22 protein-coding genes are annotated in these 23,796 nt (G+C 70.4%); 9 read left to right on the top strand and 13 right to left on the bottom strand.

Annotation, left to right across the window (positions count from 1 at the left end; genetic code table 11):
- Window positions 1-375: 375 nt before the first annotated feature.
- Both ABT130_RS14545 and ABT130_RS14540 read left to right on the top strand, forming a co-directional pair.
- Complete coding sequence (locus ABT130_RS14545) at window positions 376-2,109, top strand: ABC transporter ATP-binding protein (RefSeq protein ID WP_350916067.1); 1,734 nt, start codon at window positions 376-378, stop codon at window positions 2,107-2,109.
- Window positions 2,106-4,118: an ABC transporter ATP-binding protein gene (locus ABT130_RS14540; protein ID WP_350955774.1), complete on the top strand. Its 2,013-nt coding sequence runs from the start codon at window positions 2,106-2,108 to the stop codon at window positions 4,116-4,118. The genes ABT130_RS14545 and ABT130_RS14540 overlap by 4 nt, the downstream gene beginning before the upstream one ends.
- Before the next feature lie 172 nt (window positions 4,119-4,290).
- Here ABT130_RS14540 and ABT130_RS14535 read toward each other — a convergent pair whose 3' ends face one another.
- Together ABT130_RS14535 and ABT130_RS14530 are read right to left on the bottom strand one after the other, a co-directional pair.
- Window positions 4,291-4,458: an alpha/beta fold hydrolase gene (locus tag ABT130_RS14535; RefSeq protein WP_451935426.1), complete on the bottom strand. Its 168-nt coding sequence runs from the start codon at window positions 4,456-4,458 to the stop codon at window positions 4,291-4,293.
- 76 nt (window positions 4,459-4,534) lie between these two features.
- Window positions 4,535-5,527: an endonuclease/exonuclease/phosphatase family protein gene (locus ABT130_RS14530; RefSeq protein WP_350955772.1), complete on the bottom strand. Its 993-nt coding sequence runs from the start codon at window positions 5,525-5,527 to the stop codon at window positions 4,535-4,537.
- An 88-nt stretch (window positions 5,528-5,615) separates the two neighbouring features.
- On the opposite strand from ABT130_RS14530, the gene ABT130_RS14525 reads away from it, so the two are divergent.
- Both ABT130_RS14525 and ABT130_RS14520 read left to right on the top strand, forming a co-directional pair.
- Window positions 5,616-6,464, top strand: a complete 849-nt coding sequence (locus ABT130_RS14525) for an NAD(P)H-binding protein (protein WP_350916058.1) — start codon at window positions 5,616-5,618, stop codon at window positions 6,462-6,464.
- A 136-nt stretch (window positions 6,465-6,600) separates the two neighbouring features.
- Window positions 6,601-7,458 (top strand): NAD-dependent protein deacetylase, encoded by an 858-nt coding sequence (locus ABT130_RS14520; protein ID WP_350955770.1) that lies wholly within the window; start codon window positions 6,601-6,603, stop codon window positions 7,456-7,458.
- A 111-nt stretch (window positions 7,459-7,569) separates the two neighbouring features.
- Here the strand turns inward: ABT130_RS14520 and ABT130_RS14515 are convergent, their stop codons facing one another.
- Entirely contained in the window at window positions 7,570-8,259 is a 690-nt protein-coding gene (locus ABT130_RS14515) for an HAD family hydrolase (protein ID WP_350955768.1), read from the bottom strand.
- Between the two features lie 251 nt (window positions 8,260-8,510).
- Window positions 8,511-8,747, bottom strand: a complete 237-nt coding sequence (locus ABT130_RS14510; protein WP_350955766.1) for a hypothetical protein — start codon at window positions 8,745-8,747, stop codon at window positions 8,511-8,513.
- A gap of 281 nt (window positions 8,748-9,028) precedes the next feature.
- Between ABT130_RS14510 and ABT130_RS14505 the strand changes: the two genes are divergently transcribed.
- Window positions 9,029-9,556, top strand: a complete 528-nt coding sequence (locus ABT130_RS14505; protein WP_350955764.1) for a hypothetical protein — start codon at window positions 9,029-9,031, stop codon at window positions 9,554-9,556.
- An 18-nt stretch (window positions 9,557-9,574) separates the two neighbouring features.
- Window positions 9,575-10,594 carry a peptidase gene (locus ABT130_RS14500; RefSeq protein ID WP_350955762.1) on the top strand — a complete coding sequence of 340 codons (1,020 nt, stop codon included), beginning with the start codon at window positions 9,575-9,577 and terminating at the stop codon, window positions 10,592-10,594.
- Window positions 10,595-10,682: 88 nt separating this feature from the next.
- Here ABT130_RS14500 and ABT130_RS14495 read toward each other — a convergent pair whose 3' ends face one another.
- On the bottom strand, window positions 10,683-14,174 hold the full coding sequence (locus tag ABT130_RS14495) for an indolepyruvate ferredoxin oxidoreductase family protein (RefSeq protein WP_350955760.1): 3,492 nt from the start codon (window positions 14,172-14,174) through the stop codon (window positions 10,683-10,685).
- 135 nt (window positions 14,175-14,309) lie between these two features.
- On the opposite strand from ABT130_RS14495, the gene ABT130_RS14490 reads away from it, so the two are divergent.
- Window positions 14,310-14,813, top strand: coding sequence for an Lrp/AsnC family transcriptional regulator (locus tag ABT130_RS14490; RefSeq protein WP_350916044.1), 504 nt, complete (start codon window positions 14,310-14,312; stop codon window positions 14,811-14,813).
- Window positions 14,814-14,861: 48 nt separating this feature from the next.
- Here the strand turns inward: ABT130_RS14490 and ABT130_RS14485 are convergent, their stop codons facing one another.
- The 3 genes from ABT130_RS14485 to ABT130_RS14475 all read right to left on the bottom strand — a co-directional run bounded on the left by ABT130_RS14485 (window position 14,862) and on the right by ABT130_RS14475 (window position 16,844).
- Window positions 14,862-15,506: a TetR/AcrR family transcriptional regulator gene (locus ABT130_RS14485; protein ID WP_350955758.1), complete on the bottom strand. Its 645-nt coding sequence runs from the start codon at window positions 15,504-15,506 to the stop codon at window positions 14,862-14,864.
- Window positions 15,507-15,837: 331 nt separating this feature from the next.
- Window positions 15,838-16,458 (bottom strand): DinB family protein, encoded by a 621-nt coding sequence (locus tag ABT130_RS14480; RefSeq protein ID WP_350916040.1) that lies wholly within the window; start codon window positions 16,456-16,458, stop codon window positions 15,838-15,840.
- A gap of 32 nt (window positions 16,459-16,490) precedes the next feature.
- Window positions 16,491-16,844, bottom strand: coding sequence for a VOC family protein (locus ABT130_RS14475; protein ID WP_350916038.1), 354 nt, complete (start codon window positions 16,842-16,844; stop codon window positions 16,491-16,493).
- Between the two features lie 74 nt (window positions 16,845-16,918).
- On the opposite strand from ABT130_RS14475, the gene ABT130_RS14470 reads away from it, so the two are divergent.
- Window positions 16,919-17,968, top strand: a complete 1,050-nt coding sequence (locus ABT130_RS14470; protein ID WP_350955756.1) for a sigma-70 family RNA polymerase sigma factor — start codon at window positions 16,919-16,921, stop codon at window positions 17,966-17,968.
- Here ABT130_RS14470 and ABT130_RS14465 read toward each other — a convergent pair.
- Entirely contained in the window at window positions 17,949-18,437 is a 489-nt protein-coding gene (locus ABT130_RS14465; RefSeq protein ID WP_350955754.1) for a GNAT family N-acetyltransferase, read from the bottom strand. The two genes, ABT130_RS14470 and ABT130_RS14465, sit on opposite strands and share 20 nt — an antisense overlap.
- Before the next feature lie 514 nt (window positions 18,438-18,951).
- Here ABT130_RS14465 and ABT130_RS14460 point away from each other — a divergent pair.
- On the top strand, window positions 18,952-20,361 hold the full coding sequence (locus tag ABT130_RS14460; protein ID WP_350955752.1) for an LCP family protein: 1,410 nt from the start codon (window positions 18,952-18,954) through the stop codon (window positions 20,359-20,361).
- Here ABT130_RS14460 and mgtA read toward each other — a convergent pair.
- The 4 genes from mgtA to ABT130_RS14440 form a co-directional block, all read right to left on the bottom strand.
- Entirely contained in the window at window positions 20,303-22,876 is a 2,574-nt protein-coding gene (gene mgtA, locus ABT130_RS14455; protein ID WP_350955751.1) for a magnesium-translocating P-type ATPase, read from the bottom strand. The two genes, ABT130_RS14460 and mgtA, sit on opposite strands and share 59 nt — an antisense overlap.
- Window positions 22,860-23,267, bottom strand: coding sequence for an ArsR/SmtB family transcription factor (locus tag ABT130_RS14450; protein WP_350916028.1), 408 nt, complete (start codon window positions 23,265-23,267; stop codon window positions 22,860-22,862). The genes mgtA and ABT130_RS14450 overlap by 17 nt, the downstream gene beginning before the upstream one ends.
- A gap of 18 nt (window positions 23,268-23,285) precedes the next feature.
- On the bottom strand, window positions 23,286-23,528 hold the full coding sequence (locus ABT130_RS14445; protein ID WP_451935072.1) for a twin-arginine translocase TatA/TatE family subunit: 243 nt from the start codon (window positions 23,526-23,528) through the stop codon (window positions 23,286-23,288).
- 129 nt (window positions 23,529-23,657) lie between these two features.
- Window positions 23,658-23,783 carry a hypothetical protein gene (locus ABT130_RS14440; protein WP_350955747.1) on the bottom strand — a complete coding sequence of 42 codons (126 nt, stop codon included), beginning with the start codon at window positions 23,781-23,783 and terminating at the stop codon, window positions 23,658-23,660.
- Window positions 23,784-23,796: the final 13 nt, after the last annotated feature.

Raw genomic sequence — 23,796 nt, 5'->3', positions numbered from 1 at the left:
GTCCACTTGCTTTGTAGGATGACCGACGTGCCAGGGCTCCCTCATCCGGCAGGTGCTCACCGGCCCGATCGAGCCCCCACGACCGGCTGCGCCATGGCCGCCGCCTGTCGCGCGCGACCATCGGGAGTTCGTCGAAGGCGACCCGCTGCCGCTCTCGGAGACCGTTTCCAAGCCGCCGGTCGGGGGCCGCACCTATCCCCACCTCGGCCCGCTCCCTTGACCTCAACCGAAGTTCAGGTCGCAGGCTGAGTCCGACACTCCCCCGCTGGAGGAAATCCTCATGATCCCGGCTACCGGGACGACGGGCGAGACCGGCCGACGGCCGGTCCCCCGGCACGACGCCCCTCTCCCGGCCACCCCACCTAAAGAGACCCCATGCTGACCCGCCTGCTCCGCACCTACCTGCGCCCCTACTCGGCGGTGCTGACCGCCGTGGTGGTGCTGCAACTGGTCGGCACCATCGCCTCGCTCTATCTGCCCAGCCTGAACGCCGACATCATCGACCAAGGCGTGGCCACCGGCGACACCGGCTACATCCTCACCGCGGGAGGCTGGATGCTGGCCGTCTCCCTCGTGCAGATCGCCTGCTCGATCGCGGCGGTCTACTACGGCTCCCACGCGGCCATGGGGTTCGGGCGCGACGTCCGCTCGGCGATCTTCCACCAGGTCGGCGGCTTCTCCGCCAGGGAGGTCTCCCACTTCGGCGCCCCCTCCCTGATCACCCGCGGGACCAACGACGTGCAGCAGGTCCAGATGCTCGTCGTGATGACCTGCACGATGCTGGTCTCGGCCCCCATCATGGGCGTCGGCAGCATCATCATGGCACTGCGCCAGGACCTCGGCCTGTCCTGGCTCATGCTGGTCTGCGTCCCCGCGCTGCTGATCTCGATCGGCCTGATCATCGTCCGCATGGTCCCCCAGTTCCGCGCGATGCAGGAGCGCATCGACCGGGTGAACCAGGTGCTGCGCGAACAGCTCACCGGCATCCGCGTGGTACGCGCCTTCGTCCGCGAGCGTGAGGAGACCCGCCGGTTCGCCGGCGCCAACGACGAGCTGACCGACACCGCGCTGCGGGTGGGACGACTGACCGCGCTCATCTTCCCCACCGTGATGCTGATCCTCAACGTCTCCAGCATCGCCGTGCTCTGGTTCGGCGCCGGGCGGGTGGACAGCGGCGAGATGCAGATCGGCGCCCTGACCGCGTTCCTGATGTACCTGATGCAGATCCTCATGTCGGTGATGATGGCCAGCTTCATCTCGATGATGATCCCGCGCGCCGCGGTCTGCGCCGAGCGCATCACCGAGGTGCTCGACACCGAGTCGTCGGTGACGCCGCCCAGCGACCCGGTACGGCAGGTGAGCGGCCGCGCCGAGCTGGAGATGCGCGACGTCGAGTTCCGCTACCCGGGCGCGGAGGCACCCGTGCTGTCCGGCGTCTCCTTCCGCGTGACGGCGGGACAGACCACCGCCGTGATCGGCAGCACCGGCTCCGGCAAGACGACGCTGGTCTCGCTGGTGCCCAGGCTGTTCGACGCCACCTCGGGCACGGTCTCGGTCAACGGCGTCGACGTCCGCGACCTCGACCCCCAGGTGCTCTGGTCGCGCATCGGCCTGGTGCCGCAGAAGCCGTACCTGTTCAGCGGCACCGTCGCCAGCAACCTGCGCTACGGCAACCCGGACGCCGACGACGAGGAGCTGTGGCAGGCGCTGGAGGTGGCCCAGGCGCGCGACTTCGTCGAGGCGATGCCCGAGGGCCTGGAGGCGCCCATCACCCAGGGCGGCACGAACGTGTCCGGCGGGCAGCGACAGCGACTGTCCATCGCCAGGGCACTGGTCAGCAAGCCCGAGATCTACCTGTTCGACGACTCGTTCTCGGCCCTGGACCTGGCCACCGACGCGCGGCTGCGCGCCGCCCTGCGCCCGCACACCGCCGAGGCCGCCGTCATCATCGTCGGCCAGCGGGTCTCCACCATCGCCGACGCCGATCAGATCATCGTCCTGGACGACGGCGTGATCGTCGGCCTGGGAACCCATGACGAGCTGCTGGATTCCTGCCCGACGTACATCGAGATCGTCGAGTCCCAACTAGCCGCGGAGACCGCAGCATGAGTGACAGTCCCACGACCGCGCGACCGCGACCACCCGTCGGCGGCGGAGGCTTCGGCCGGGGCCCCATGGGCGGGGCCGGGATGCCCGCGGAGAAGTCGATGAACTTCGGGCCCTCCGCGCGACGGCTGGTCCGGCGAATGAACCCCGATCGCCCGAGGCTGCTGGCCGTGGTCGGCCTCGCCGTGATCAGCGTGGTGTTCTCCGTCATCGGGCCGAAGATCCTCGGGTACGCGACGGACCTGATCTTCACCGGGGTGATCGGCAAGCAACTGCCCGCCGGGACGAGCACGCAGCAGGCGATCGAGGCGGCCCGCGCCTCCGGCAACGACAACTTCGCCGACCTGCTCGCGGGGATGGACGTCGTCCCCGGTCAGGGCATCGACTTCGGCGCGCTGGGCACGGTCCTGCTCTGGGTGCTGGGGCTCTACATCGCGTCGTCGCTCTTCGCCTGGTACCAGGGTTACCTGCTCAACGACGTGGTGCAGCGCACCGTCTACCGGCTGCGGGAGGAGGTCGAGGAGAAGATGCACCGGCTTCCGCTCAGGTTCTTCGACGGCCAGCCGCGCGGCGAGCTGCTCAGCCGGGTCACCAACGACATCGACAACGTCTCGCAGACCCTGCAGCAGACCATGAGCCAGCTGCTGAACTCGCTGCTGCTGGTGATCGGCGTGCTCGCGATGATGTTCGTGATCTCACCGCTGCTCGCGCTGATCGCCCTGGTGACCATCCCGCTGACGATGGTCGCCACCGGGATGATCGCCAAGCGCTCGCAGAAGCACTTCGTCGCGCAGTGGAAGCACACCGGCAGCCTGAACGCCCACATCGAGGAGGCGTTCACCGGCCACGAGCTGGTGAAGGTGTTCGGACGCCGCCCCGAGGTCGAGGAGGTGTTCAGGGAGAGGAACGAGGAGCTGTTCAAGGCCAGCTTCGGCGCCCAGTTCATCTCCGGGATCATCATGCCGATGATGATGTTCATCGGGAACCTCAACTACCTCGCCATCGCCGTCGTCGGTGGCCTGCGGGTCGCCACCGGGGCGATGAGCCTGGGTGACGTGCAGGCGTTCATCCAGTACTCCCGGCAGTTCACCCAGCCGCTGACCCAGGTCGCCTCGATGGCCAACCTGCTGCAGTCGGGGGTGGCCTCGGCCGAGCGGGTCTTCGAGCTGCTCGACGCCGCGGAGCAGGAGCCCGACCCGGCCGACCCGGTGGTGCCCACCGCCAGGCGGGGCCGCGTCGAGTTCGAGCACGTGTCCTTCAGCTACGACCCGGAACAGCCCCTCATCGAGGACCTGTCCCTGGTGGCCGACCCCGGGCACACCGTCGCGATCGTCGGCCCGACCGGCGCGGGCAAGACCACCCTGGTCAACCTCATCATGCGCTTCTACGAGCTGAACTCGGGCCGGATCACCCTCGACGGCATCGACATCACCGCGATGCGCCGCGACGACCTGCGCTCGCACATCGGCATGGTGCTCCAGGACACCTGGCTGTTCGGCGGCACCATCCGCGAGAACATCGCCTACGGCAACCCCGGGGCCACCGAGGAGCAGATCCTCGCCGCCGCGCGGGCCACCTTCGTCGACCGTTTCGTGCGCACCCTGCCGGACGGCTACGACACGGTGATCGACGAGGAGGGGAGCAACGTCAGCGCCGGTGAGAAGCAGCTGCTGACCATCGCCCGCGCCTTCCTCGCCGACCCGTCGCTGCTCATCCTCGACGAGGCCACCAGCTCGGTCGACACCCGCACCGAGGTCCTGGTGCAGCACGCCATGGCCGCGCTGCGCTCGGACCGCACCAGCTTCGTCATCGCCCACCGGCTGTCGACCATCCGCGACGCCGACCTCATCCTGGTGATGGAGGAGGGAAGCATCGTCGAGCACGGCACCCACGACGAGCTGCTCGCCGCCCACGGCGCCTACCACCGCCTGTACTCCGCGCAGTTCAGCGGTGCGGCGATCGAGGGCGACGAGACGACCGCGGAGGAGGTGCCCACACCGGTCTCACCGTGATCCGTCCGGCTTGGTGACGGGTCGGCGCGGCCGTGGCATCGTTGTCGCCACGGCCGCCCCCGGGAGCATGTAACGCCGGCCGGAGGCGACCGGCCACGACGCGGTCACCGAGAACGACCGAACTCGCCCGAGCCGCCCGTCACCGGTGGCGAGACGGTCTCACCGTGACCGTTCAGCCTTTGACGAAGCCGAGGAGTGCCTCGGTGACCTCGGCGGCGTGGGTCCAGAGCAGGCCGTGGGGCGCGCCCTCGATCTCGACGTAGGTGGCCCGCGGAGCCGGCTTGTGGAAGGGCCGCGCGGTGGCGTCGATCGGCCATATCCGGCGAACGGCGACCGACACGCCACGCCCCCGCACCGGCAGAACCGGCGGCCCGTTCTCGCGGCGAGTCGGCCGCCCCCCTGCTCGCCTGTGTGCGTCAGAACTTGATGCGGGCGGCGATCGGCAGGTGGTCGCTGCCGGTGGCGGGCAGGGTCCAGGTGCTGACGGGGGTCGCCGCACGGGTCATGACATGGTCGATCCTGGCGACGGGGAAGGCGACGGGCCAGCTGAAGTCGAAACCGTCCCGCGCCGGGATCAGGCGTGAGGTGAGGGGGGCCAGGCCCCGGTCGTCGAGGGTGCCGTTGAGATCGCCCAGCAGGATGACCCGCTCCAGCCTCTCCGCGGCGATGGCCCCACCCAGCGCGACGGCGCTCTCGTCCCTCCGGCCGGAGCCGAAGCCGTCCGGCAGCCGGATGCGGAGCGAGGGAAGGTGGGCGACGTAGACGGCCACGTCGCCGTACGGGGTCCGCGCCGTGGTCCGCAACCCCCGGCTCCAGTCGCCCTCGATGTCCTTCGGCCTGATGTCCACCGGTCGTGAGTCCGTGAGGGGATACCTGGACCAGAGCCCGACGGTGCCCACGACGGTGCGGTGGGGATGGTCCGGCGCGAGGGCGGCCCCGTAGACGGGCAGTGCCTCGGGGGTCACCTCCTCCAGAGCGACAAGATCCGCACCGGCTCCGGCCAGGGCCCGCGCGGTTCCGGCCGGGTCTTGGTTGTCGTCCGCGACGTTGTGCTGGAGCACCGTCAATTGGGACACCGCCAGATCGTGTGCCGCTCCCCGCTCGGCGGGCGGCAGCCGGCCGCCGAAGAGAGCGGCCCAGGCCGTCACGGGGAGCAGCAGGGCCACCGCCGCGAGAGCCGAACGCCGCAGCAGCGCCAGAACCCCCAGCAAGGGAACCGCCAGGCCGACCCAGGGCAGGAACGTCTCCAGCAGGCTGCCGAGGTTGCCCACGGCGTTCGGCACGGCGTCGTGGAATATCAGCAGCCCGGCGACCAGCACGGCGAGCGACGCGAGGACCCGCCCGCGCGTCCACGGCGTCCCGGCCTTCCCGCCCGCGCTTCCGGGAAGCGGCTGATGCTCGGTGGACAACGGTCCCATCCTCCCTGACTCCATTGACCTGAACCAAAGTTGAAGTTGAAGACTGATCGCGGCATTCCCACTGACGAAGGAGATCATCATGATTCTGGTTACCGGGGCGACCGGCAAGGTCGGCGGCCAGGCCGTGGCCCAGTTCCTCGGCGCGGGCGCCGCCGTGCGCGCGCTGGCCCGCGATCCCGCGTCCGCCAGGCTCCCGGAGGGCGCCGAGGTGGTACGCGGCGACCTGGCCGACCCCGGCAGCCTGGACGCCGCCCTGGACGGGGTCGACTCGGTGTTCCTCGTCTGGCCGACCCTCGCGGCCGACCACGCGGCGCCCGCGACCATCGAGAGGATCACCGAGCACGCCCGCCGCGTCGTCTACCTCTCCGCGCGCGGCACGTCCGACGCCCCCGGCCAGGACCCGAACTCGATCCTCGGCTCCCACGCCCTCATCGAGGGGCTGATCGAGCGGTCCGGAGCGGAGTGGACGTTCCTGCGGCCCGGCGGGTTCGCCGCCAACACCCTGATGTGGGCCGCCCAGATCCGGGGGACCGGCGTCGTCCGCTGGGTGCACGGTGCGGCCACCAGGCCACTGATCCACGAGCGCGACATCGCCGCCGCGGGGGTGAGCGTGCTCACCGGCACCGGCCACGCCGGGGCGAGGTACGTGCTGACCGGCCCCGAGGCGCTGACCCAGGTGGAGCAGGTGACCGCCATCGGCGAGGCGATCGGCCGGCCGACGCGCTGGGAGGAGCTCGCACCGGAGATCGCGCTGCGCGAGTTGCTCGACCAGGGCTGGCCGGCCGCCGCGGCGGAGGGAATCATCGACGGGCACGCGCGGATGGCGGCCACCCCGGAGTCGACCACCTCCACCGTGGAGGAACTCACCGGAGCACCGGCCACCCCGTTCCGCCGGTGGGTGGCCGACCACGCCGACGACTTCCGCTGACCACCCCCGACCGGCACCACCGCGTCACAACCACTGTGGCCACGAGACAACCATCCCGGCATCCCAGGAGGCGGGACAGCCCGACCGATGGCAGGCCCGAGGCCGTGCGGTATCCGAGGTGGGTCAGTATGGGAGGGTGAGCGAGGATACGAGCGCGCTGGCGAAGCTGGTGGCCGCGGGCGGTGTCGTGGTGCTGAGCGGGGCCGGGATATCGACGGAGTCGGGAATTCCCGACTACCGGGGGCCTCTCGGCTCCCTGGTCCGGCACACCCCGATGACCTACCAGACGTTCACCGGCGACCCGGCCGCCAGGCGACGCTACTGGGCGCGGAGCTACCTCGGGTGGCGGGCGATGACCGGGGCGAGGCCGAACAGCGGCCACCACGCGGTCGCGCGGCTCCAGCGGCGCGGCCTGGTGGCCGGCATCGTGACGCAGAACGTGGACGGCCTGCACCAGGCGGGCGGCGCCGAGGCGGTCGTCGAGCTGCACGGCAGCCTGCATCAGGTGATCTGCCTGGACTGCGGTGATTCGAGCCCGCGCGAGGAGCTGGATCATCGCCTGACGCTGGCGAACCCCCGGTTCGGTGCCCGGGCAGGCGCGATCAACCCGGACGGCGACGTCGAGCTGGCGGACGAGGAGGTCGACGGGTTCCAGCTGGTCGGCTGCCGGGCGTGTGACCGGGGGGTGCTCAAGCCCGACGTCGTCTTCTTCGGGGAGACCGTCCCGCCGGAGCGCGTCCGCACCTGCTACGCCCTGGTGGAGCGAGCGCGCCTGCTGCTGGTGCTCGGATCGTCGCTGACGGTGATGTCCGGCCGCCGGTTCGTGCTGCACGCCGCGAAGCTCGGCATCCCCGTGGCGATCGTCAACCAGGGCCCGACCCGCGGTGACGGCTACGCGACGCTCGCCGTCGACGCCCCGCTGGGCACGGTCCTGCCGGAACTGGTCAGGCTCGTCGACGTGCGTGCCATGACCGCCGGTCCGCCCTCAAGGTAGGGCGACCGCCTCTCGCCGGAGGCCGCGGCGCGCGGCCGTCCCGCGACCACGGGGAATCCGCGCGCCACGCGCCATGGTCGGTCGCGCGGCCCGGCGACGGCCGGGACCGCCCTACGGCTCCGACGGCCCCAGGAGTGCCCGTACCACGGCGGCGGTGTCGGCGAGATCCTCCAGCACCAGCTCCGCACCGGCCTCCTTCAGGGCCTGGACGTCACTGGAACCGGTGGCGACGGCCACCACCCGCGCCCCACCCTCAAGGCCGGCTAGAACGTCGTTCGGCGTATCCCCGACCAGCACCGTGTTCCGCGCGGTGAAGGACTCCTCGTACTTCCGCGCGGCACGCTGCTGCGCCAGGCCCACCAGCACCGCGCGGTCCTCGTGGTCCATCCCGTAGGCCCCCACCTCGAAGTCCACAAAACCCTCCAGCTCGAACGCCCTGAGCTTGCCGATCGCCAGCGGCTCCATGTTCCCGGTGAGCAGCGACTGGATCACGTCGGCCCGGCCCGCCAGCACGTCGAGCACCTCGCGCACCCCCGCCAGGACCCTGCCCCGCTGCGAGATCTCCGCCTCGTAGACGACGAACGCCTCGGCGAGGGCCGCGACGAAGGAGCTCAGCAGTTTCTCCGACACCTCGACGTCGTGCATCCGGAGCGTCTCCGCCGTGATCGCCCAGTCGGTCCGCCCCGCCATGGCCGCGACCCGCCGCATCGGCTGCCCGGTCACCACCTGGAACGCCTCGGCGTAGATGTCCCTGCCGACCCCGTCGATGCTGACCAGCGTGTGATCGATATCCCACAGCACAAGCGTTCTAAAAGAGCCCATCATCCGAGCCTAGCGAAGCGGGTGCCTCCCCCGCCGGGGGCCTCTCCCTCCGGAAAACCACTGGAAGCCGGGATGCGTGACCTCAGCCAGGCGGTCTGGTCGAGGTTGGGCAGCCGCTCACCTCGTCCACCGCTTGGCCGAGGACCTCGGCGGCTGCGAGCGCGGCGCGGGCGTAAACAAAACGGGCAACAACCATAGGTATCCGCACGGTCACTATATGCTTCCCCCTGTCAGGAGGGGCCGCCCTCGGGGGGATGGGCAAGGTCTCCGCCCGAGGGCGCCCCGGTCGCACCCGGGAAAGCCGACCGGGGCACCCCTGTCCGGGCCGACGGCCAGTCGCACGCGGGAGGCGGTGCGGGCCGGTCAAGGCCGATCAGTGCGGCACTCACCCCCGGCTGATCCTCGGGCACGGCCACTGTCGGGCGCACCGGGCCGACCTCGATGCCCGCCACGCGGACCCACGCCATCACCCCCAGGGCAACCGTGAGCAACTGTTCGCCACAGGAAGTCACCTACAGGTAAGGGTGCGCGATCGTGGACCCATTGCCGAAGTCCGCGCCTTTCGGCATTTCATTGCCATGGAACGGTATTGCAGCGATTGCACGCGTCGCGCCTTTGATCTTGCGGAAACCGCGAAGAGTTATCGTCCGCTACGAGGCGTGCCGGTATGCCTGCGGGCTTGATTCCTTGGGTTGAGCGTCCGAGCTGCGCATCGCCTCTCACATCCGCTTGAACATTGGATCAGAAGATGCGTAAACCGCTTTTGGCGATCGCCGCAGCCGTCGGTCTCAGCCTTGTCGCAGCGACCGCTCTGCCCGCCCTGGCCGTGGACACCACCGTCACGTTCTCGATCACGTCCGCCGGTCTCACGGTCAACGCGCCGGGATCGGCGAGCCTCGGCTCGGTGGCATCCGGCGCCGCCAACATCTCGGGGCAGCTCGGTCCCGTCACGGTCACCGACGAGCGCGCCACCCTGAACGGGTCCTGGACCGCGACCGTCACCGGCACCGACTTCACCACCGGCGCGGCCACGGGGCCCGAGACCATCCCGGACATCAACCTCACCTATTCCCCCGGATCGGCCACCGCCACGACGGGCGAGGGGACCTTCACCCCCGGCCCCGGCGGCATCATCAACGTGCCGCGCACCGCGTTCACCGGTACCGAGCTCGTCGGTAACAACACCGCCACCTGGAATCCGACGCTCACCGTGACGATTCCGGCCGCGACCGTCGCGGGAACATACACCGGCACCGTCACCCATTCGGTCGCCTGACCACAGCCGGCGACAATCGTGCGTCTTCGTACCGTCGTTGCGGGGCTGCTGGTGGCCGGGGCTCTCGCCCCGGCCGCCGGCACGCTCGACAGGTCCGCGTCGGCGGCGGCCTCCTCACCCGCGGGCGGCATCGGGATCCGCCTGCTCGAAGCACCGGTCGCCGCGCGGGCCGACGCGCGGGCCTGGACCTACATCATCGATCACCTCGCCCCGGGGTCCGTCATTCACCGGCGGGTCGAGGTGTTCAACACGACCGACTCGCCCAAGCGGCTTTCGCTTTACACGGCCGCGGCACAGGTACGCGACCGGAAATTCCAGTTCACCGCCGATCGCACTGCCAATGAGCTGTCCTCCTGGACCAGCACGGATCGGAATGAGGTGACCCTGGCCCCGCACGCCCGCTCGGCGGTCACCGCGACCATCACCGTGCCGGACAAGGCCGCCCCCGGAGAGCGCTACGCCGTGATCTGGGCCCAGGCGGCCAAGGCCGCGCCGCCCGGTGGAGGCGTCACCGAGGTCAACCGCGTCGGTATCCGGATCTACCTGTCCGTCGGTCGTGGCAACCCACCCGCATCGGACTTCACCATCGACTCGCTGACGGCCCAACGGTCACCCGCCGGTCAGCAGATCGTCCTGGCGCAGGTGCACAACACCGGAGGCCGCGCACTCGACCTGAGCGGCGACCTGAAACTGACCAACGACTCCGGAAGCCTGAGCGCCGGCCCGTTCAAGGTCCGAACGGGCACGACGCTCGCTCCCGGCGACACCGGATCCGTCACCGCCGCCCTCAGCGAGCAGGTGCCCGACGGGCCGTGGCGTGCCCGTATCCGACTGGAAAGCGGGCTGACGAAACGTACCGCCGAGGCGACCATCCAGTTCCCCGCCACCGGGACAGCACAAGCGGTCAAGGCGGAAATGGACATGATCCATTACCCCACGGTGGCGCTGGTCGGCGTCGTCCTCGCCGCACTCGCGGCGATCACGTTCCTGCTGATCCGGCGGAAACGCCGTTCGCGCCGGGAACCGAGCAACGCCTGAGACGTCCGCGGATCGGCCGGGAACGTCGACCACACCTCAGTCGACGTCACGCGCGGGCGCTGCCGCCGGCTCCTCCGCGACGTCGTGGTCAGCGCAGGAGCCGCAGCACCTGGTCGTCGAGCGGGACACCGAGCTCGCCGCGCCGCTCACGGTAGCGCTCGATGCCTGCCAGCTTGACCTCCTCGTAGCCGCGTACCAGCTCCGCGGCCTCGGCGGCCTGCACCGCGCGGTCGTAGCCGCCCGCGTCGAGGGTCCGGGCCAGCTCGACGACCATGCCCCGGTAGTCGGCCGCCAGCGCGCGCTCAAGCCGGCGGACGTGCGCGAACCCGAACGGGTCCAGCGGCGTACCTCTCAGCACCCGCCCCTTGGCGAGCCCGCGCAGCACCGGCCGGAACCAGGGACCGAGCTTGAGCTTCCTGCTCATTCCCATCGACCGCAGCATCGGCGGGTGCAGGTTGTAGGTGACCTTCGTGGCCCCGGGGACCTGCCCGGCGACCGGGTCGGTGGCGGGGTCGGTGAGCAGGCGGGCCACCTCGTACTCGTCCTTGTAGGCCCAGAGCCGGTGCGCGCCACGGGCCACCGCCTCGCTGAAGGCCGTCGCCTCACCCACGGCCCGCTCAGCGGTCCACGCGGTCTCGACCAGGTCGACATAGCGCCGGGCCAGGTCCGCGCCGGAGTGCGCCCGCAGTTCCACGGCCCGCAGGCCCGCCAGCCGGGCGGTCTCGCCCTCCAGCGACCGGCCGGCCAGGAACTCGGAGCCGTCCGGGCCACCATCGGCGGCGGCCGGCCGCACCCCGTCACCCGAGACGGCCCGGGCGAACGCGGCCGGGTCGGCGACGCTGACCCGGCCCCAGCGGAAGGCGGCGGTGTTGAGGTCGACCTTCACCCCGTTGAGCGCTATCGCCCGCTCGATGGCCCGCGCGGTCAGCGGCAGCGCACCGGCCTGGAACGCGGCCCCCACGACCAGCAGATTCGCCACGTCCGTGGAGCCGAACAGCGCCTCGGCGGCGCCGAGCGCGTCCAGCTCGTGCAGCCTGGACGTCGAGTTCCGCAGGCGTGCGAGCATCGGCTCGGCGTCCGGGTAGCCGAGCCCGGCGTCGTAGACCATCTCCCCGGTCGGTGTCCGGCTCGTCGAGGCGATCGCGACGGTGCGGTCGGGGTTCGCCAGGGCCAGGTGCTTGGCGTCGGCGCCCACCAGCAGGTCGAACGCCAGCACGGTGTCGGCACCGGCGGTACTGACCCGGTTGGCCGGCTCACCGCCGTCCACCGAGATCCGCAGGTGCGACGTCACCGGGCCCGCCTTCTGCGACAGGCCGGTCTGGTCGAGGCCGGCACTGCGCAGGCCGTCGTGCAGGGCGGCGGTGGCCAGGACCGCGTTGACCGTCACGATGCCCGTGCCGCCGATCCCGGCCAGGAACACGTCGTACGTCGGGCTCGCCACCGGAATGGCCGGATCCGCCACCTCGGGCGGCTCGGGTCGCGACCCACCGGGCGCGGATTTGCCAGAGGGGTCGACCCGTACGGTGACGAAGGACGGGCAGTCGCCCTGCAGGCAGGTGTAGTCGGTGTTGCAGGAGGTCTGGTCGATCCTGGTCTTGCGGCCGAGCTCGGTCTCCACGGGCTGCACCGACAGGCAGTTGCTCTTCACCCCGCAGTCGCCGCACCCCTCGCAGACGCTCTCGTTGATGACGACCCGTTCGGTCCGCTCGGCGAGCCTGCCGCGCTTGCGGAGCCGCCTGGCCTCGGCCGCGCACTGCTGGTCGTAGATGAGCACGGTGACGCCCGGCACGTCGCGAAGAAGTCGCTGCGCCTCGTCGAGCCGGTCACGGTGCCAGACGAGCGTCCCCGGCGCGAACCGGGCCCGCCTGCCGTAGCCGCGGGGCGTCTCGGAGCAGACGATGATCCTGGCCACGCCCTCGGCGTGCAGCTTGCGCGTCAGCGCCGGAACGCTCAGGGCGCCCTGAGGGTCCTGCGCACCGGTCATCGCGACGACCTGGTTGTAGAGGATCTTGTAGGTGATGTTCACCCCGGCCGCCACGCACGCCTGCAGCGCCAGCTGACCGGAGTGGAAGAACGTACCGTCGCCGACGTTCTGGAAGATGTGCGGCACGTCGGTGAACTGCGCCTGTCCCAGCCACTGTGTCCCCTCGCCGCCCATCTGGGTCAGCGACGTGACCCGCGCGCTCTCCCGGTCGGCGATCGTCACCATGGTGTGGCACCCGATGCCGCCGGCTCCCAGCGACCCTTCGGGAAGCACGGTCGACCTGTTGTGCGGGCAGCCGCTGCAGAAGTACGGGGTGCGGCTCGCCACCGGTGTCAGGGTGAGCGCCATCCGGGGTGCCCGTGGCGGCGGGGCGAGCTCGACCCGGTCGGCGAGCAGCCTGCGCAGCGGCCCGGTCAGCCGGTCGGCGTTCAGCAGTCCCCCGGCGGGCACCAGCGGCCGGCCGTCCGCGTCCCGCTTTCCCAGCACCGCCGGAGCGTCGGCCGAGCCGTACAGCAGGTCGCGCACCTGGCTCTCGACGAAGGAGGTCTTCTCCTCCACGACCAGGATCTGGCGGAGCCCGCGCGCGAACCGCCGCAGGGTGCCGGCCCCGAGCGGGTAGGGCATCCCGATCCGCATCAGCCGGATCCCGGCCCGCTCCAGATCCCACTGGTCAAGGCCCAGGTCGAGCAGGGCCTGGCGCACCGCGTCGTACGTCACGCCGGGCGCCGCGATCCCGAGCCAGGCGTCGGCGGGGTCGACCTCGACGACGTCCAGCGGGTTGGCGGCTCCGAACGCCTCGACCATCGCCCACCGGGGGCCGAACAGGTCGGCCTCGGCGAGCAGGCTGTCGGTCGGGGAGGCCATGGTGCGCTGCCGGTAGGTCCACGGCCGCCCCTCCCACTCGATCCCGGGAACCGCTATGTGCATGTCGGCGAAGTCGCGGTCGACCGTGAAAAGCCCGTCGGCCACCGCGGTGACCACCTTGACGCCGACCCAGCAGCCGGACGCCCGGGACAGGGCGATGCCGTACAGCCCGAGGGCGACCATCTCCTCGGCGTCGCGCGGGTACAGCACGGGCAGCCCCATCGCGGCCAGCGTGCGCTCGCTGACGCACGGCAGCGTGGACGACGACGCGCCGGGGTCGTCACCGGCGAGGGCCAGCACTCCGCCGCGCGGGTCGACACCGTACGTGGACGCGTGCCGGATCGCGTCGCCCGACCTGTCGACGCCGGGTCCCTTGCCGTACCAGAGACCCACCACGCCGTCGTGGGTACGCCGCCCGCTGGGCAGGGTGCTCTGGCTGCCCCAGACGGCGGTGGCGCCGAGCTCCTCGTTGAGACCGGGCAGCAGGCGCAGGTCATCGGACCGCAGACCGGCGAGCGTCTTGTCGAGACCGGCCAGCGGGCTCCCCTGGTATCCCGACACGAACGTGGCGGTGCGCAGACCGGCCCGCTCGTCGCGCGCACGCTGCTCGGCGACCAACCGGCCGACGGCCTGGACTCCCGTCAGCAGCACCGGGCCGGAACCCGGCCGGTAGCGATCGGCGAGGTCGATGCGGGCACCCGCCCCGACCACAGGATCGGCGGTCTGGGTCATGTGTGCCTCCTTCACCAGAGCTGACGCATATGTCGGTAAATTTGAGGTTAGAGTGGCTGCCACGTCAAGGTTCTGCAGAAATATTGAGCGTCCTGCTCAGTTAACACCCACCACAAACGACGACAGGTGAGCACTGTGACCAGCATTGACCGGCTCGACGCGGAGCTGCTGACCGCCCTGTCCGAAGATCCCCGGGCCGGGACCAGCGAACTCGCGGCCCGGCTGGGGGTCGCGCGGAACACGGTCCAGGCGCGCTACCAGCGGCTCGTCGAGTCGGGGGTGCTGACGGGCTTCAGCGCCCGCGTCGACCTGGAGCGCCTCGGCCTGCCGGTGACCGCGTTCCTGCACCTGCAGCTCGCCCAGGGCACTCTGGGCGAGGTCACCGACACGCTCGGGCGGCTGAGCCAGGTCCTTGAGGTCTGCATCACCACCGGCACCAGCGACCTCATGGTCCGGGTGGCCTCCCGCAGCCACGCCGAGCTGCAGTCGCTGATCCAGGAGGTCCTGGCACTCCGCGGCGTCGTCCGGTCCACCACCGAGATCGCCCTGACGACCCCGGTGGAGTACCGCCTCGGCCCACTGCTGGCGACCCTGACCAGCGACCGGGGCCGCGGCCGCAGCGGCGACCAGCGCCGCTGACCGGCCGGCGCCCGGACGCCGTGGCGGTGCGCGGCACCGGTCCCGCTCTCAGTGCCGGGCCTCCTGGACGGACGGGCGGTGGGCGGCGAGGAAGGTGCGGACCCCGGCGTCGGCGTAGTGGTCGAGTTCGGCCTGGGTGTGCTGGGGAGCGCCGTGGAACATGGCCTTGTTCACCGGTATCCACAGCAGCAGGCCGACGAAGTGGTCGGCGGCCAGCAGCGGATCGTCGATCCGGAGCAGCCCCTGGTCCGCGAGCCGCTGGAACGTGGTGGCCAGGGTGGCCAGGACGCGCTCGAAGCCCTGCTCGTACCAGGCGGCACCCAGTTCCGGAAAACGGTCGGCATTGGCGATGATCAGGCGCCGCAGCTGGAGCACCTGCGGCCGCATGAGGGCGGTGAGAAGCCCGCGGGCGAGCCTGCCCAGGCTCTCCTCCAGGGCCGCGCCGTCGACGGGAACGTCCGTCACCAGGTGAACGATGCCGTCGATCCGACCGGTGGTCGCCAGAATGATCTCGGCGAACAGCTGTTCCTTGTCGGTGAAATGCTTGTAAACGGTCTGCTTGGACACCGCGGCCAGTTTCGCGATGTCGTCCATGCTGGTGCCCGGGTACCCCTTGCTCAGGAATGCCTCGGTGGCCGCCTCCAGGATGGCCTGATGCTTGCGTGCCGACCGGCCCTGCTCGTTCGGTTCCATGCCGCCCTCCCTTCTCTCTAGAGTACTGGACAGTCCAGTTCCTTTATGGGTACTGTTCAGTCTAGTTACAGGCAGTACCATACTGTCTAGTTCTCTAGATTCCCCGGGCAGCAACGTACGCGGTGAAACTCCGCGCCCCGGCCGACATCGACCCCGACCTGTTCACCACCTGGCTCCACGAGGCACGCGACCTGGATCCGCCCACCGGGTGATGCCCCGGGGCCACCGACGGCAACGATCACAAGTCGCGCGACGGGACCGGCGGCACGGCGAGCCGATCCCGACAGCGACGATCACAGGTTGCGCGACGGGGCCCGAGGGTACGGCGGACTCAGCCCTGGCCGGCCTCCCGCGCCACCCGCTCCAGCCGGTTCCGGTACTCCTCCCACCACGACCGGTCGCCCGGTGCCAGGTTGTCGTTCCCCTCCCGCACCCCGGCGGCCCCGTCGATGAGTTCCCGGACGATGTCGGCGTGCCCGGCGTGCCGCTGGATCTCGGCGGTCAGGTGGACCAGGACCCGGTGCAGCGTCGGCTTGTTCTGTCCCTCGGCCCACCACGGCACGTGGCCGGTCTCGTCCAGCCGCAGCGCCTCGATGGTGGCGTCCGCGTGCTCCCACGCCCGCCGGTACAGCCCGACGACATACTCGCGGGACTCCTCGGCGGTGGCCCACATGTCCGCGTTGGGTTCCTCAGCCTCGGGGTCCATGTCCTCCAGGCGACCGGTGGGACCGAACCAGGGCACCTTCTCCTCGAAGTGCCGCCCGAACACGTATCCCAGATAGAGCAACTCGACGCCGATCAGGTGTTTGACCAGCCCCAGCAGGTTGGTGCCGGTCGGCGTCATCGGGCGGCGGACGTCGTACTCCGAGAGCCCGTCGAGCTTCCACAGCAGCGCCTCACGGGCCTGCTGCAGGTACCGGTGCAGATCGGCTTTCAGTTCTGTTTCGGTCATGTCGACCTGTCCTCCTTGGTCGGTGGTGAATGTCAGGGGCTCAGCAGGCCGACGGGGTTGCCGTCGGGATCGATGAACACGGCTATCCGCCCCATCCCGGGCACGCTCTGCGGCTCCAGCCTCCGGCTGCCACCGAGCTTCTCCGCCCGCTCAAGGGCGGTGTCCACGTCGTCGACCGGGAAGTAGACGACGATCCCGGTGTAGGGGCTGTCCGGACCGGCCTGGCCGATCCCGCCCGCCGGTCGGCCGCCCTCCCCGCCCACCAGCGAGTAGGTCTCGTCCAGCACGTTCATCGGCCAGCCGAACATCTCCTGGTAGAAGTGTCGCGCTCGCGGTGCGTCGGGAGTGGAGATGTCGAACCAGCCTGGCACGGGATGGTGGGTCATGGGAATCCTCCTGGTGGGTGCGGCCGTACTGCCGTCGAAGAGGAGACCTCCACCGTGAGGCAGAATCATCGCCTGTGAGCGAAGTTTCTTCCGCACGGACCGAGGACCCCGACCTGGCACGGGCACGCGACGGCGACAACGCCGCCTTCACCCGCCTCGTCGAGCCGCTCCGCCGGGAGTTGCACGCCCACTGTTACCGCATGCTCGGCTCCACCCACGACGCCGACGACGCCCTGCAGGACGCCCTGCTGCGGGCGTGGCGAGGGCTCGCGCGCTTCGAGGGACGTAGCTCGCTGCGCTCGTGGCTCTACACCGTGGCCACCCACACCTGCCTGGACACCGTCGAACGCCGCGGCAGGCGGGCGATGCCCGTCGACCTCGGCCCGTCCAGCGACCACGCCATGGTCGGCGAGGCCCCGCTCGCCGACGTCGCCTGGCTGGGCCCCTACCCCGACGCGGGCCTCGCCGAGGGGCCGGCCACCCCGGACGCGCGCTACGAGCAGCGCGAAGCCGTCGAACTGGCCTTCGTCGCCGCCCTGCAGCACCTGCCGGGCAACCAGCGGGCGGCGCTGCTGCTCTTCGAGGTCCTCGGCTTCTCCGCCGCCGAGATCGCCACCACGATGGACACCAGCGTCGCGTCGGTGAACAGTGCCCTGCAGCGAGCCCGCCGGATCGTCGCGGAGAAGGTCCCCTCCCGCAGCCAGCAGCGGACCCTGCGGAAGGTCGGCGACGCGCGCCTGCGAGAGATCGTCGCCGGGTACTCCTCCGCGTTGGAAAGCGGCGACGCCGACGCCCTGGTCGCGCTGCTGACCGAGGACGTCACCTGGTCGATGCCGCCGCTGGCGCACTGGTACCACGGCCTGGCAGCCGTCACCGACTTCGCCGTACGGGTCCCGATCACCGCCTGCCCGGACTGGCGGCACCTCCCGACCAGCGCGAACGGCCAGCCCGCCGTGGCCTCCTACGTCTGGTACGACGACCTCGGCGCGTACCTCGCCTGGGCGCTCAACGTGCTGACCCTGCGCGGCGACCGCATCTGTGAGATCACCTCGTTCATCGGCCCCGACCACTTCGTACCCTTCGGACTGCCTGCCTCGCTGCCCCTCAGAGAGCGCGATACATGACGTGCAACCCGACATAGCCCTTCGTCGGGTGCAGAAAACCCTCCGGCACCGTGCCCAGCACCTCGAAGCCGAGCGATCCGTACAGTTTCACCGCGTGCGCGTTGGTCTCCACGACCGCGTTGAACTGCATCGCGCGGAAGCCGGCCCCCCGTGCCCACTCCAGCGTGTACGCGCAGAGCGCCCGGCCCACGCCCTGCCCGGAACACGCTGGATCGACCATGTAGCTGGCGCTCGCGACATGCGAGCCGTTGCCCGACTGGTTGTTGTTCATCTTCGCCGTGCCCAGGACCTTCCCCGCGTCGTCGACGGCGACGACCGTACGGTTCGGCGGCGGCAACAGCCACCAGTCGCGCCCGGTGTCCCGCCCGAGGTCGGTCGGGTAGGTGAAGGTCTCACCGGCGGTGACGATCTCATGAAAGAACGGCCAGATGGCGGGCCAGTCCTCAGCGGTGGCTTCCCTGATCAGCATCCGCACATGGTGCCGGTTGGGACGCGGAGCCCGCCAACCCTTTTCGCCCGCGCCTCGGGCAGGTGCACAACGGCGATCAAGCCGATCGGCACGACCGCCTCCGGGCTTGTCGATCGACAGCGGGGCGGTGTTGGTGGTGGTGACGCCGGGGGTGGGGCCGTAATCAGTCAGGTGGTCGCCCACCTGCGGGCTTCCAACGCCGATGCCGAGGGCGGGCGATCATGACTCTGCGGCATCCGGCCGCACGCCGCCCGACCAGGCGGGGCGGCGTCTCAGCCCGTCCATGCGAACTCGCAAAGATCGAGTAAGCACACCAACGCCCACAACAAGAGGGCGACGGCCCTTTGCTGCGCTCCTGCCCGCATGTTCAGCCCCCGGCTCCTCGACCGCAAAATACTTGCTATATTGCGCAACTATATAATCAATGGTCGCGGAAGTAGGCATGAGCACACACATACCGGTTCGGCGGCGTCAGCCACCCGGGACCGTTCGGCGCCGGCGGCGTCGGCGGCGTGTGCGCAGCCCGGTTCCGGTCGTCGTGCTGGTGGTGGCGTCACTGATCGCCGTCCTGGCGGCCGTGGCCGGATGGACCTATCTCCGGCTGAACGCGAGCATCAACACGTTCGACGCGGAAGGCGTCGACGATGATCGGCCTGCGGCGAACGTCGCGGGCCGGAACATCCTGGTGCTGGGCTCGGATTCACGTTCGGGCGACAACAGCAGGCTCGGCGGCGGGCGCGGGGATGTGGGGCGCTCGGACACCGCGCTGCTCGTGCACGTCTACCGCGATGGCAAGCACGCGGTGGCGGTGTCGATCCCGCGTGACACGCTGGTGGACATCCCCCGCTGCCGGCTCCCCAACGGCACCTGGACCGTGCCGCAGACCAACGTGATGTTCAACGCCGCCTTCGCAGTGGGTGCGACCGCGAAGGGCAACCCGGCCTGCACCCAGAACACGGTGGAGAAACTGACCGGCCTGCGGGTCGACCACACGATCGTGGTCGATTTCGAGGGCTTCTCGAAGATCACCAAAGCCGTCGGCGGTGTGCCGGTCTGTCTGCCCAAGAACGTCTATCAGGGCGACCTCAACCCCAACCGCGGGGCGCGTGGCCGGCTGCTGTTCGCCAAGGGCCCGCAGACGGTGTCCGGGCAGAAAGCCCTGGACTATGTCCGTATCAGGCACGGCATCGGCGACGGCTCCGACATCGGCCGGATCAAACGGCAACAGGCCTTCATCGCCGGCCTCATCAAGAAGGTGCGGGCGCAGGGCCTCGATCCGGCCACCCTGCTGCCGCTCGCGGAGGCGGCCGCCGCCTCCTTGACGGTCGATCCGGGGCTGGGTTCGGCCGACAAGTTGCTCTCCTTCGCACTGGCGATGAAGGACATCGACCTGCACAACACCAAGTTCATCACGCTGCCCTGGCGATATCAGGGCGCCCGGGTCGCCGTCGTGCACCCCGACGCCGACCTGCTGTGGGCGGCGCTCAAGGCGGACCGCACCCTCGACGGCATCGACGCCAGCGGCAAGGCCAAGCCGACCTCGAAGCCGACCCCTCCGGTCTCCGGCACCGGGATCAGCCTCGCCCTCTACAACGGAACCACCATCACCGGCCTGGCCGCCCGCGCCGCCACCGAACTCAAGGCCTCCGGATTCACCGTCACCGCCGTTGGCACCGCCGCTTCCCAGCACTACACATCAACCATGATCCAGTACGGCCCGGCCGCGCGGGAACAGGCACAGACCCTCGCGCGGGTGTTTCGAGGCGCGAAACTCCAGCCCGTGACCGCGGCCGGCATCACGGTCATCCTGGGCACGACCTATGCGAGCACCGCCACCGCCGGCCCGACCGTGCCGCCCTCGACCCTCAACGGCAAGGCTCGCTCGGCCGACGACGATCCCTGCTCCAATCTGTCCTACGGCTGAGCACCAGCAACGCCCCGCCGTACAGCATGACCACGACCGCGAGCAGCAGGTGGTAGGTGATCGGCAGCGCGGTCATGCCGAGCAGGGGGGCAAGCGGCGAAAGCGGCAGTAGCAAGGCCACCGCGGTCAGCGCGCCGGTGGCCACCCACAGCGGGCGGGAGACCCGCCTTCTGGGACGGAGCAGCAGCATGACCAGGGCCTGGGTGAGCAGGTTCTCGATGAACCACCCCGTGTGGAAGGCGGCCTGGCCGGTGGCCTGGGCGGCCTCGGGTACGACCCACATCAGCACGGCGAACGTGGCCAGGTCGGCAAAGGCGTTGAGCGCGCCGAAGACGGCGATGAAACGCAGAATGTCGCGTCGCCGCAACCGGAACGGGCGGCGCAGGGCGGCCGGATCGGCCCGGTCGAACGCGAACGCCAGCTGGGCGGCATCGAAGCACAGGTTCTGCACCAGGACCTGCGCGGGAAGCATGGGCAGGAAGGGCAGCAGCAATCCGGCGCAGAGCATCGCGATGACGTTGCCGACGTTGGAGGACAGGGCGACCCGCAGATAGGTGACGATGTTGCCGGTGCTGCGCCGCCCGGTGACGATCGCGTGGTCGATGGCGGTGAGGTCCTTCGCGGCCAGCACCACGTCGGCGGCCTCACGGGTCACGTCGACCGCGTCGCGCGGACAGATGCCCACGTCGGCGGCGCGCATGGCGGGCAGGTCGTTGACGCCGTCACCGAGGAACCCGATCGTGTGCCCGGCGCTCCGCAACGCCCGTACCAGGCGCGACTTGTGCTCGGGGGTGCAGCGCGCGAAAACGGTCGCCCGCTGGGCGACCTCGGCCAGGGCCGCCTCGGAGAGGCCGTCGAGCTGGCTCGCGGTGACGACCGTGTCGGAGGGCAGCCCCAGCTCCTGGCAGACACGAGCCGCGGTAGCCGGATGGTCACCCGTGAGTACCTTGATCGTGACGTTGCGCCGGGCGAGATGGGCCAGCGCGTCCGCCGCCTCCGGCGCGAGCTCGTCGAGCAGTCCGACGAAGCCCACCAGGGCAAGGCCCTGATCCTCGCCGGGGTGGTACGAGGCGAGTCCGACGGCGAGCACGCGCAACCCCTTGTCGGCCAGTTGCTCGGCGGTCAGCTGGGCGCGCTGCCTCGCGGCGGGATCAAGGGCGCAGCGTTCCAGCACGTTCTCCACGGCGCCCTTGACCACCAGGAGGTTCGTCGCCGGGCGCGACGGGTGACGCACGATCGCGGTCGAGACGCGGCGCACAGGATCGAAGGGGAGCGCGTCCACCCCCTCGTACTCGCCGAGATCCTGCTCGGCCGCCAGGATCGCCTCATCCAGGGCATCCGGCGTCGGGAGATCGGCCAGGTGGAGCGTCCAGAAGCTGTTGACAGCGGCCCAGCGCAGCACCTCGGGATCGGAGCGGCCGTCCGGATCCACCGAGCAGTCGACCACGGGCCGGTCCTGCGTGAGAGTGCCCGTCTTATCCGTGCACAGGACATCGATCGCCCCCACATCGTGCAGGGCGGAGAGCCGTTTGACGATCACGCCCTGGCCGTGTGCGAGGACGGCCGAACCTCTCGCCAGCGCGGTCGTGACGATGACGGGCAGCATCTCGGGCGTCAAGCCGACCGCCACGGCGACCGCGAACGGCAGCGCCTCCAGCCCCCGGCCGCGGAGAACGGCGTTGGCCACGAGGGCGAGGGGCGGGATGAGCAGCATGAGCCGGACCAGAATCCAGGAGATCCCGTTGACCGAGCCGTCGAAGGCCGACAACCTGACCCCGGACTCCTGGTACGCACCGGCGAACCTGGTGTCGGCTCCGGTGGCCACCACCAGTGCGAGGGCGCTGCCGGTGGCCACGCTGCTGCCGTGCCAGCAAAGGTGCTCCTGATCTCCCCCACCGGGAACGTCGATGGCCTGCTTGGCCACCGGGACGGACTCACCGGTCAGCGCCGCCTGGTGGATCGTCAGCCCGCTGGATCGCAGGAGCCGGACATCGGCGGGAACCAGATCCCCGGGGCCCAGTTTGATCACGTCGCCCGGCACCAACTGGTCGACGGGTACTTCCCTGTCCACGGGTGTGGTGTGCTCGTCGAGTCGCCGCCGCACAGTCGCCGTGGTGGCCACCAGCTTTCGCAGCGCCGCCGTCGAACGATCTGCCCGGTACTCGCCGTTGGACCGCAGCACGCAGCTGACAACGACGAGGATCACGATGACGCAGGCCGCGCCCCACGAGGCGATGACCGCGGACACCAGCCCGAGACAGAGCAGCACCAGCGTGAACGGATCGCGCAGGCTGCGTGCCAGCCACCACCAGGAGGTGACGCGCCGGGGTGGGTGGGTGTTCTCACCGCGCAGTAGCAGACGCGCCTCGGCATGGGCCTCCACCAGCCCGCGGGGGCCGCTTTCCAGCCGCCGCAGCACCTCCAGCCGGGTGAGCTCGGCAACAGCGGCGAGAGGGAGCCCGTCGTCCCGCAGATCTTGGGGCGCGGCTGTCGGCGCCTCAGGCGCCCAGACCACGGACACGCCTCAATGACCCCGGATGGCCCGCCCGTTCGGCGAACCGCCCCACCAGCCCTTGGACCGTGGCCACCACGTCCTCGTCGTCGATCAGGTACACCACTCGGCGCCCCTCGCGCCGCGACTTCACCAACCCGGCCAGCTTCAGCTTCGCCAGGTGCTGGCTGACGGCGGGCAACGCACCTCCCACCCGTTCCGCGAGCCCACTCACATCGCTCTCGCTCTGCGCCAGCGCCCAGACGATGTGCAGCCGCGCGGACGAGGCCAGCAGCCCGAATGCCGCGGCGGCCTCGGACAGCACCTCGGGGGACGGGTCCTCGATATCGCCACCGCTGGTCGCCACTGTCGCTCTCCCGTCCACCTGGTCCCGCAGGGGGACCAGTCTAGGCATGACGAACCCGGACCGCCGTCAGGTGACGGGCTTGTCCCTGGACTCGGCGGCGGACTGAGCCCGCAGCCGGGCGGCCTGCTCCTCAAGCCGCCTGGCCTGCTCCTCCACCGTCAACTGCCCCTGGGTCACGGCGGCCGGCGGTTCCTGGTCCTGGCCTTCCTGCGTGACCTCGGCCTTGAAGATGCGCAGCGATCGACCTACCGAACGCGCGGTGTCAGGCAGCTTCTTCGCGCCGAACAACAAGACCGCGGCAGCTGCCACGACCAACCAGTGTGTCAGGCTGAGTGATCCCATCGGCCCGTCCTTTCCACGCAGGTATCCGGTGATGACGCCAGAGTACGACACAATCGGATTGCGCAAGCAAGCAAGTGTCTTCCGAGGCCGAAATGATCAAGGAAGCCCGGCCCGGTGCAGGCTGCCGGGGTAGCGCCGGCCGGTGCGCAGGATCGTTCTGCCGGTGATCTCGCTGGGGCCGGCGGCGCCGCCGACCTCATTCCTGCCGCGTATCGCGGACATCACGTGGGGACGG

It is taken from the genome of Streptosporangium sp. NPDC001681, from assembly GCF_040298085.1.
Taxonomy (GTDB): Bacteria; Actinomycetota; Actinomycetes; order Streptosporangiales; family Streptosporangiaceae; genus Streptosporangium.
Note: the sequence above shows the minus strand (reverse complement) of the source record. Positions and strands in the feature narration are given on the sequence as shown.

Coding starts and splice junctions, on each gene's coding strand:
- ABT130_RS14545 (WP_350916067.1), top strand. CDS start 376: ATGCTGACCCGCCTGCTCCGCACCTACCTGCGCCCCTACTCGGCGGTG.
- ABT130_RS14540 (WP_350955774.1), top strand. CDS start 2,106: ATGAGTGACAGTCCCACGACCGCGCGACCGCGACCACCCGTCGGCGGC.
- ABT130_RS14525 (WP_350916058.1), top strand. CDS start 5,616: ATGATTCTGGTTACCGGGGCGACCGGCAAGGTCGGCGGCCAGGCCGTG.
- ABT130_RS14510 (WP_350955766.1), bottom strand. CDS start 8,747: ATGGCGTGGGTCCGCGTGGCGGGCATCGAGGTCGGCCCGGTGCGCCCG.
- ABT130_RS14505 (WP_350955764.1), top strand. CDS start 9,029: ATGCGTAAACCGCTTTTGGCGATCGCCGCAGCCGTCGGTCTCAGCCTT.
- ABT130_RS14495 (WP_350955760.1), bottom strand. CDS start 14,174: ATGACCCAGACCGCCGATCCTGTGGTCGGGGCGGGTGCCCGCATCGAC.
- ABT130_RS14485 (WP_350955758.1), bottom strand. CDS start 15,506: ATGGAACCGAACGAGCAGGGCCGGTCGGCACGCAAGCATCAGGCCATC.
- ABT130_RS14480 (WP_350916040.1), bottom strand. CDS start 16,458: ATGACCGAAACAGAACTGAAAGCCGATCTGCACCGGTACCTGCAGCAG.
- ABT130_RS14475 (WP_350916038.1), bottom strand. CDS start 16,844: ATGACCCACCATCCCGTGCCAGGCTGGTTCGACATCTCCACTCCCGAC.
- ABT130_RS14465 (WP_350955754.1), bottom strand. CDS start 18,437: ATGCTGATCAGGGAAGCCACCGCTGAGGACTGGCCCGCCATCTGGCCG.
- ABT130_RS14450 (WP_350916028.1), bottom strand. CDS start 23,267: ATGCCTAGACTGGTCCCCCTGCGGGACCAGGTGGACGGGAGAGCGACA.
- ABT130_RS14440 (WP_350955747.1), bottom strand. CDS start 23,783: ATGTCCGCGATACGCGGCAGGAATGAGGTCGGCGGCGCCGCCGGCCCC.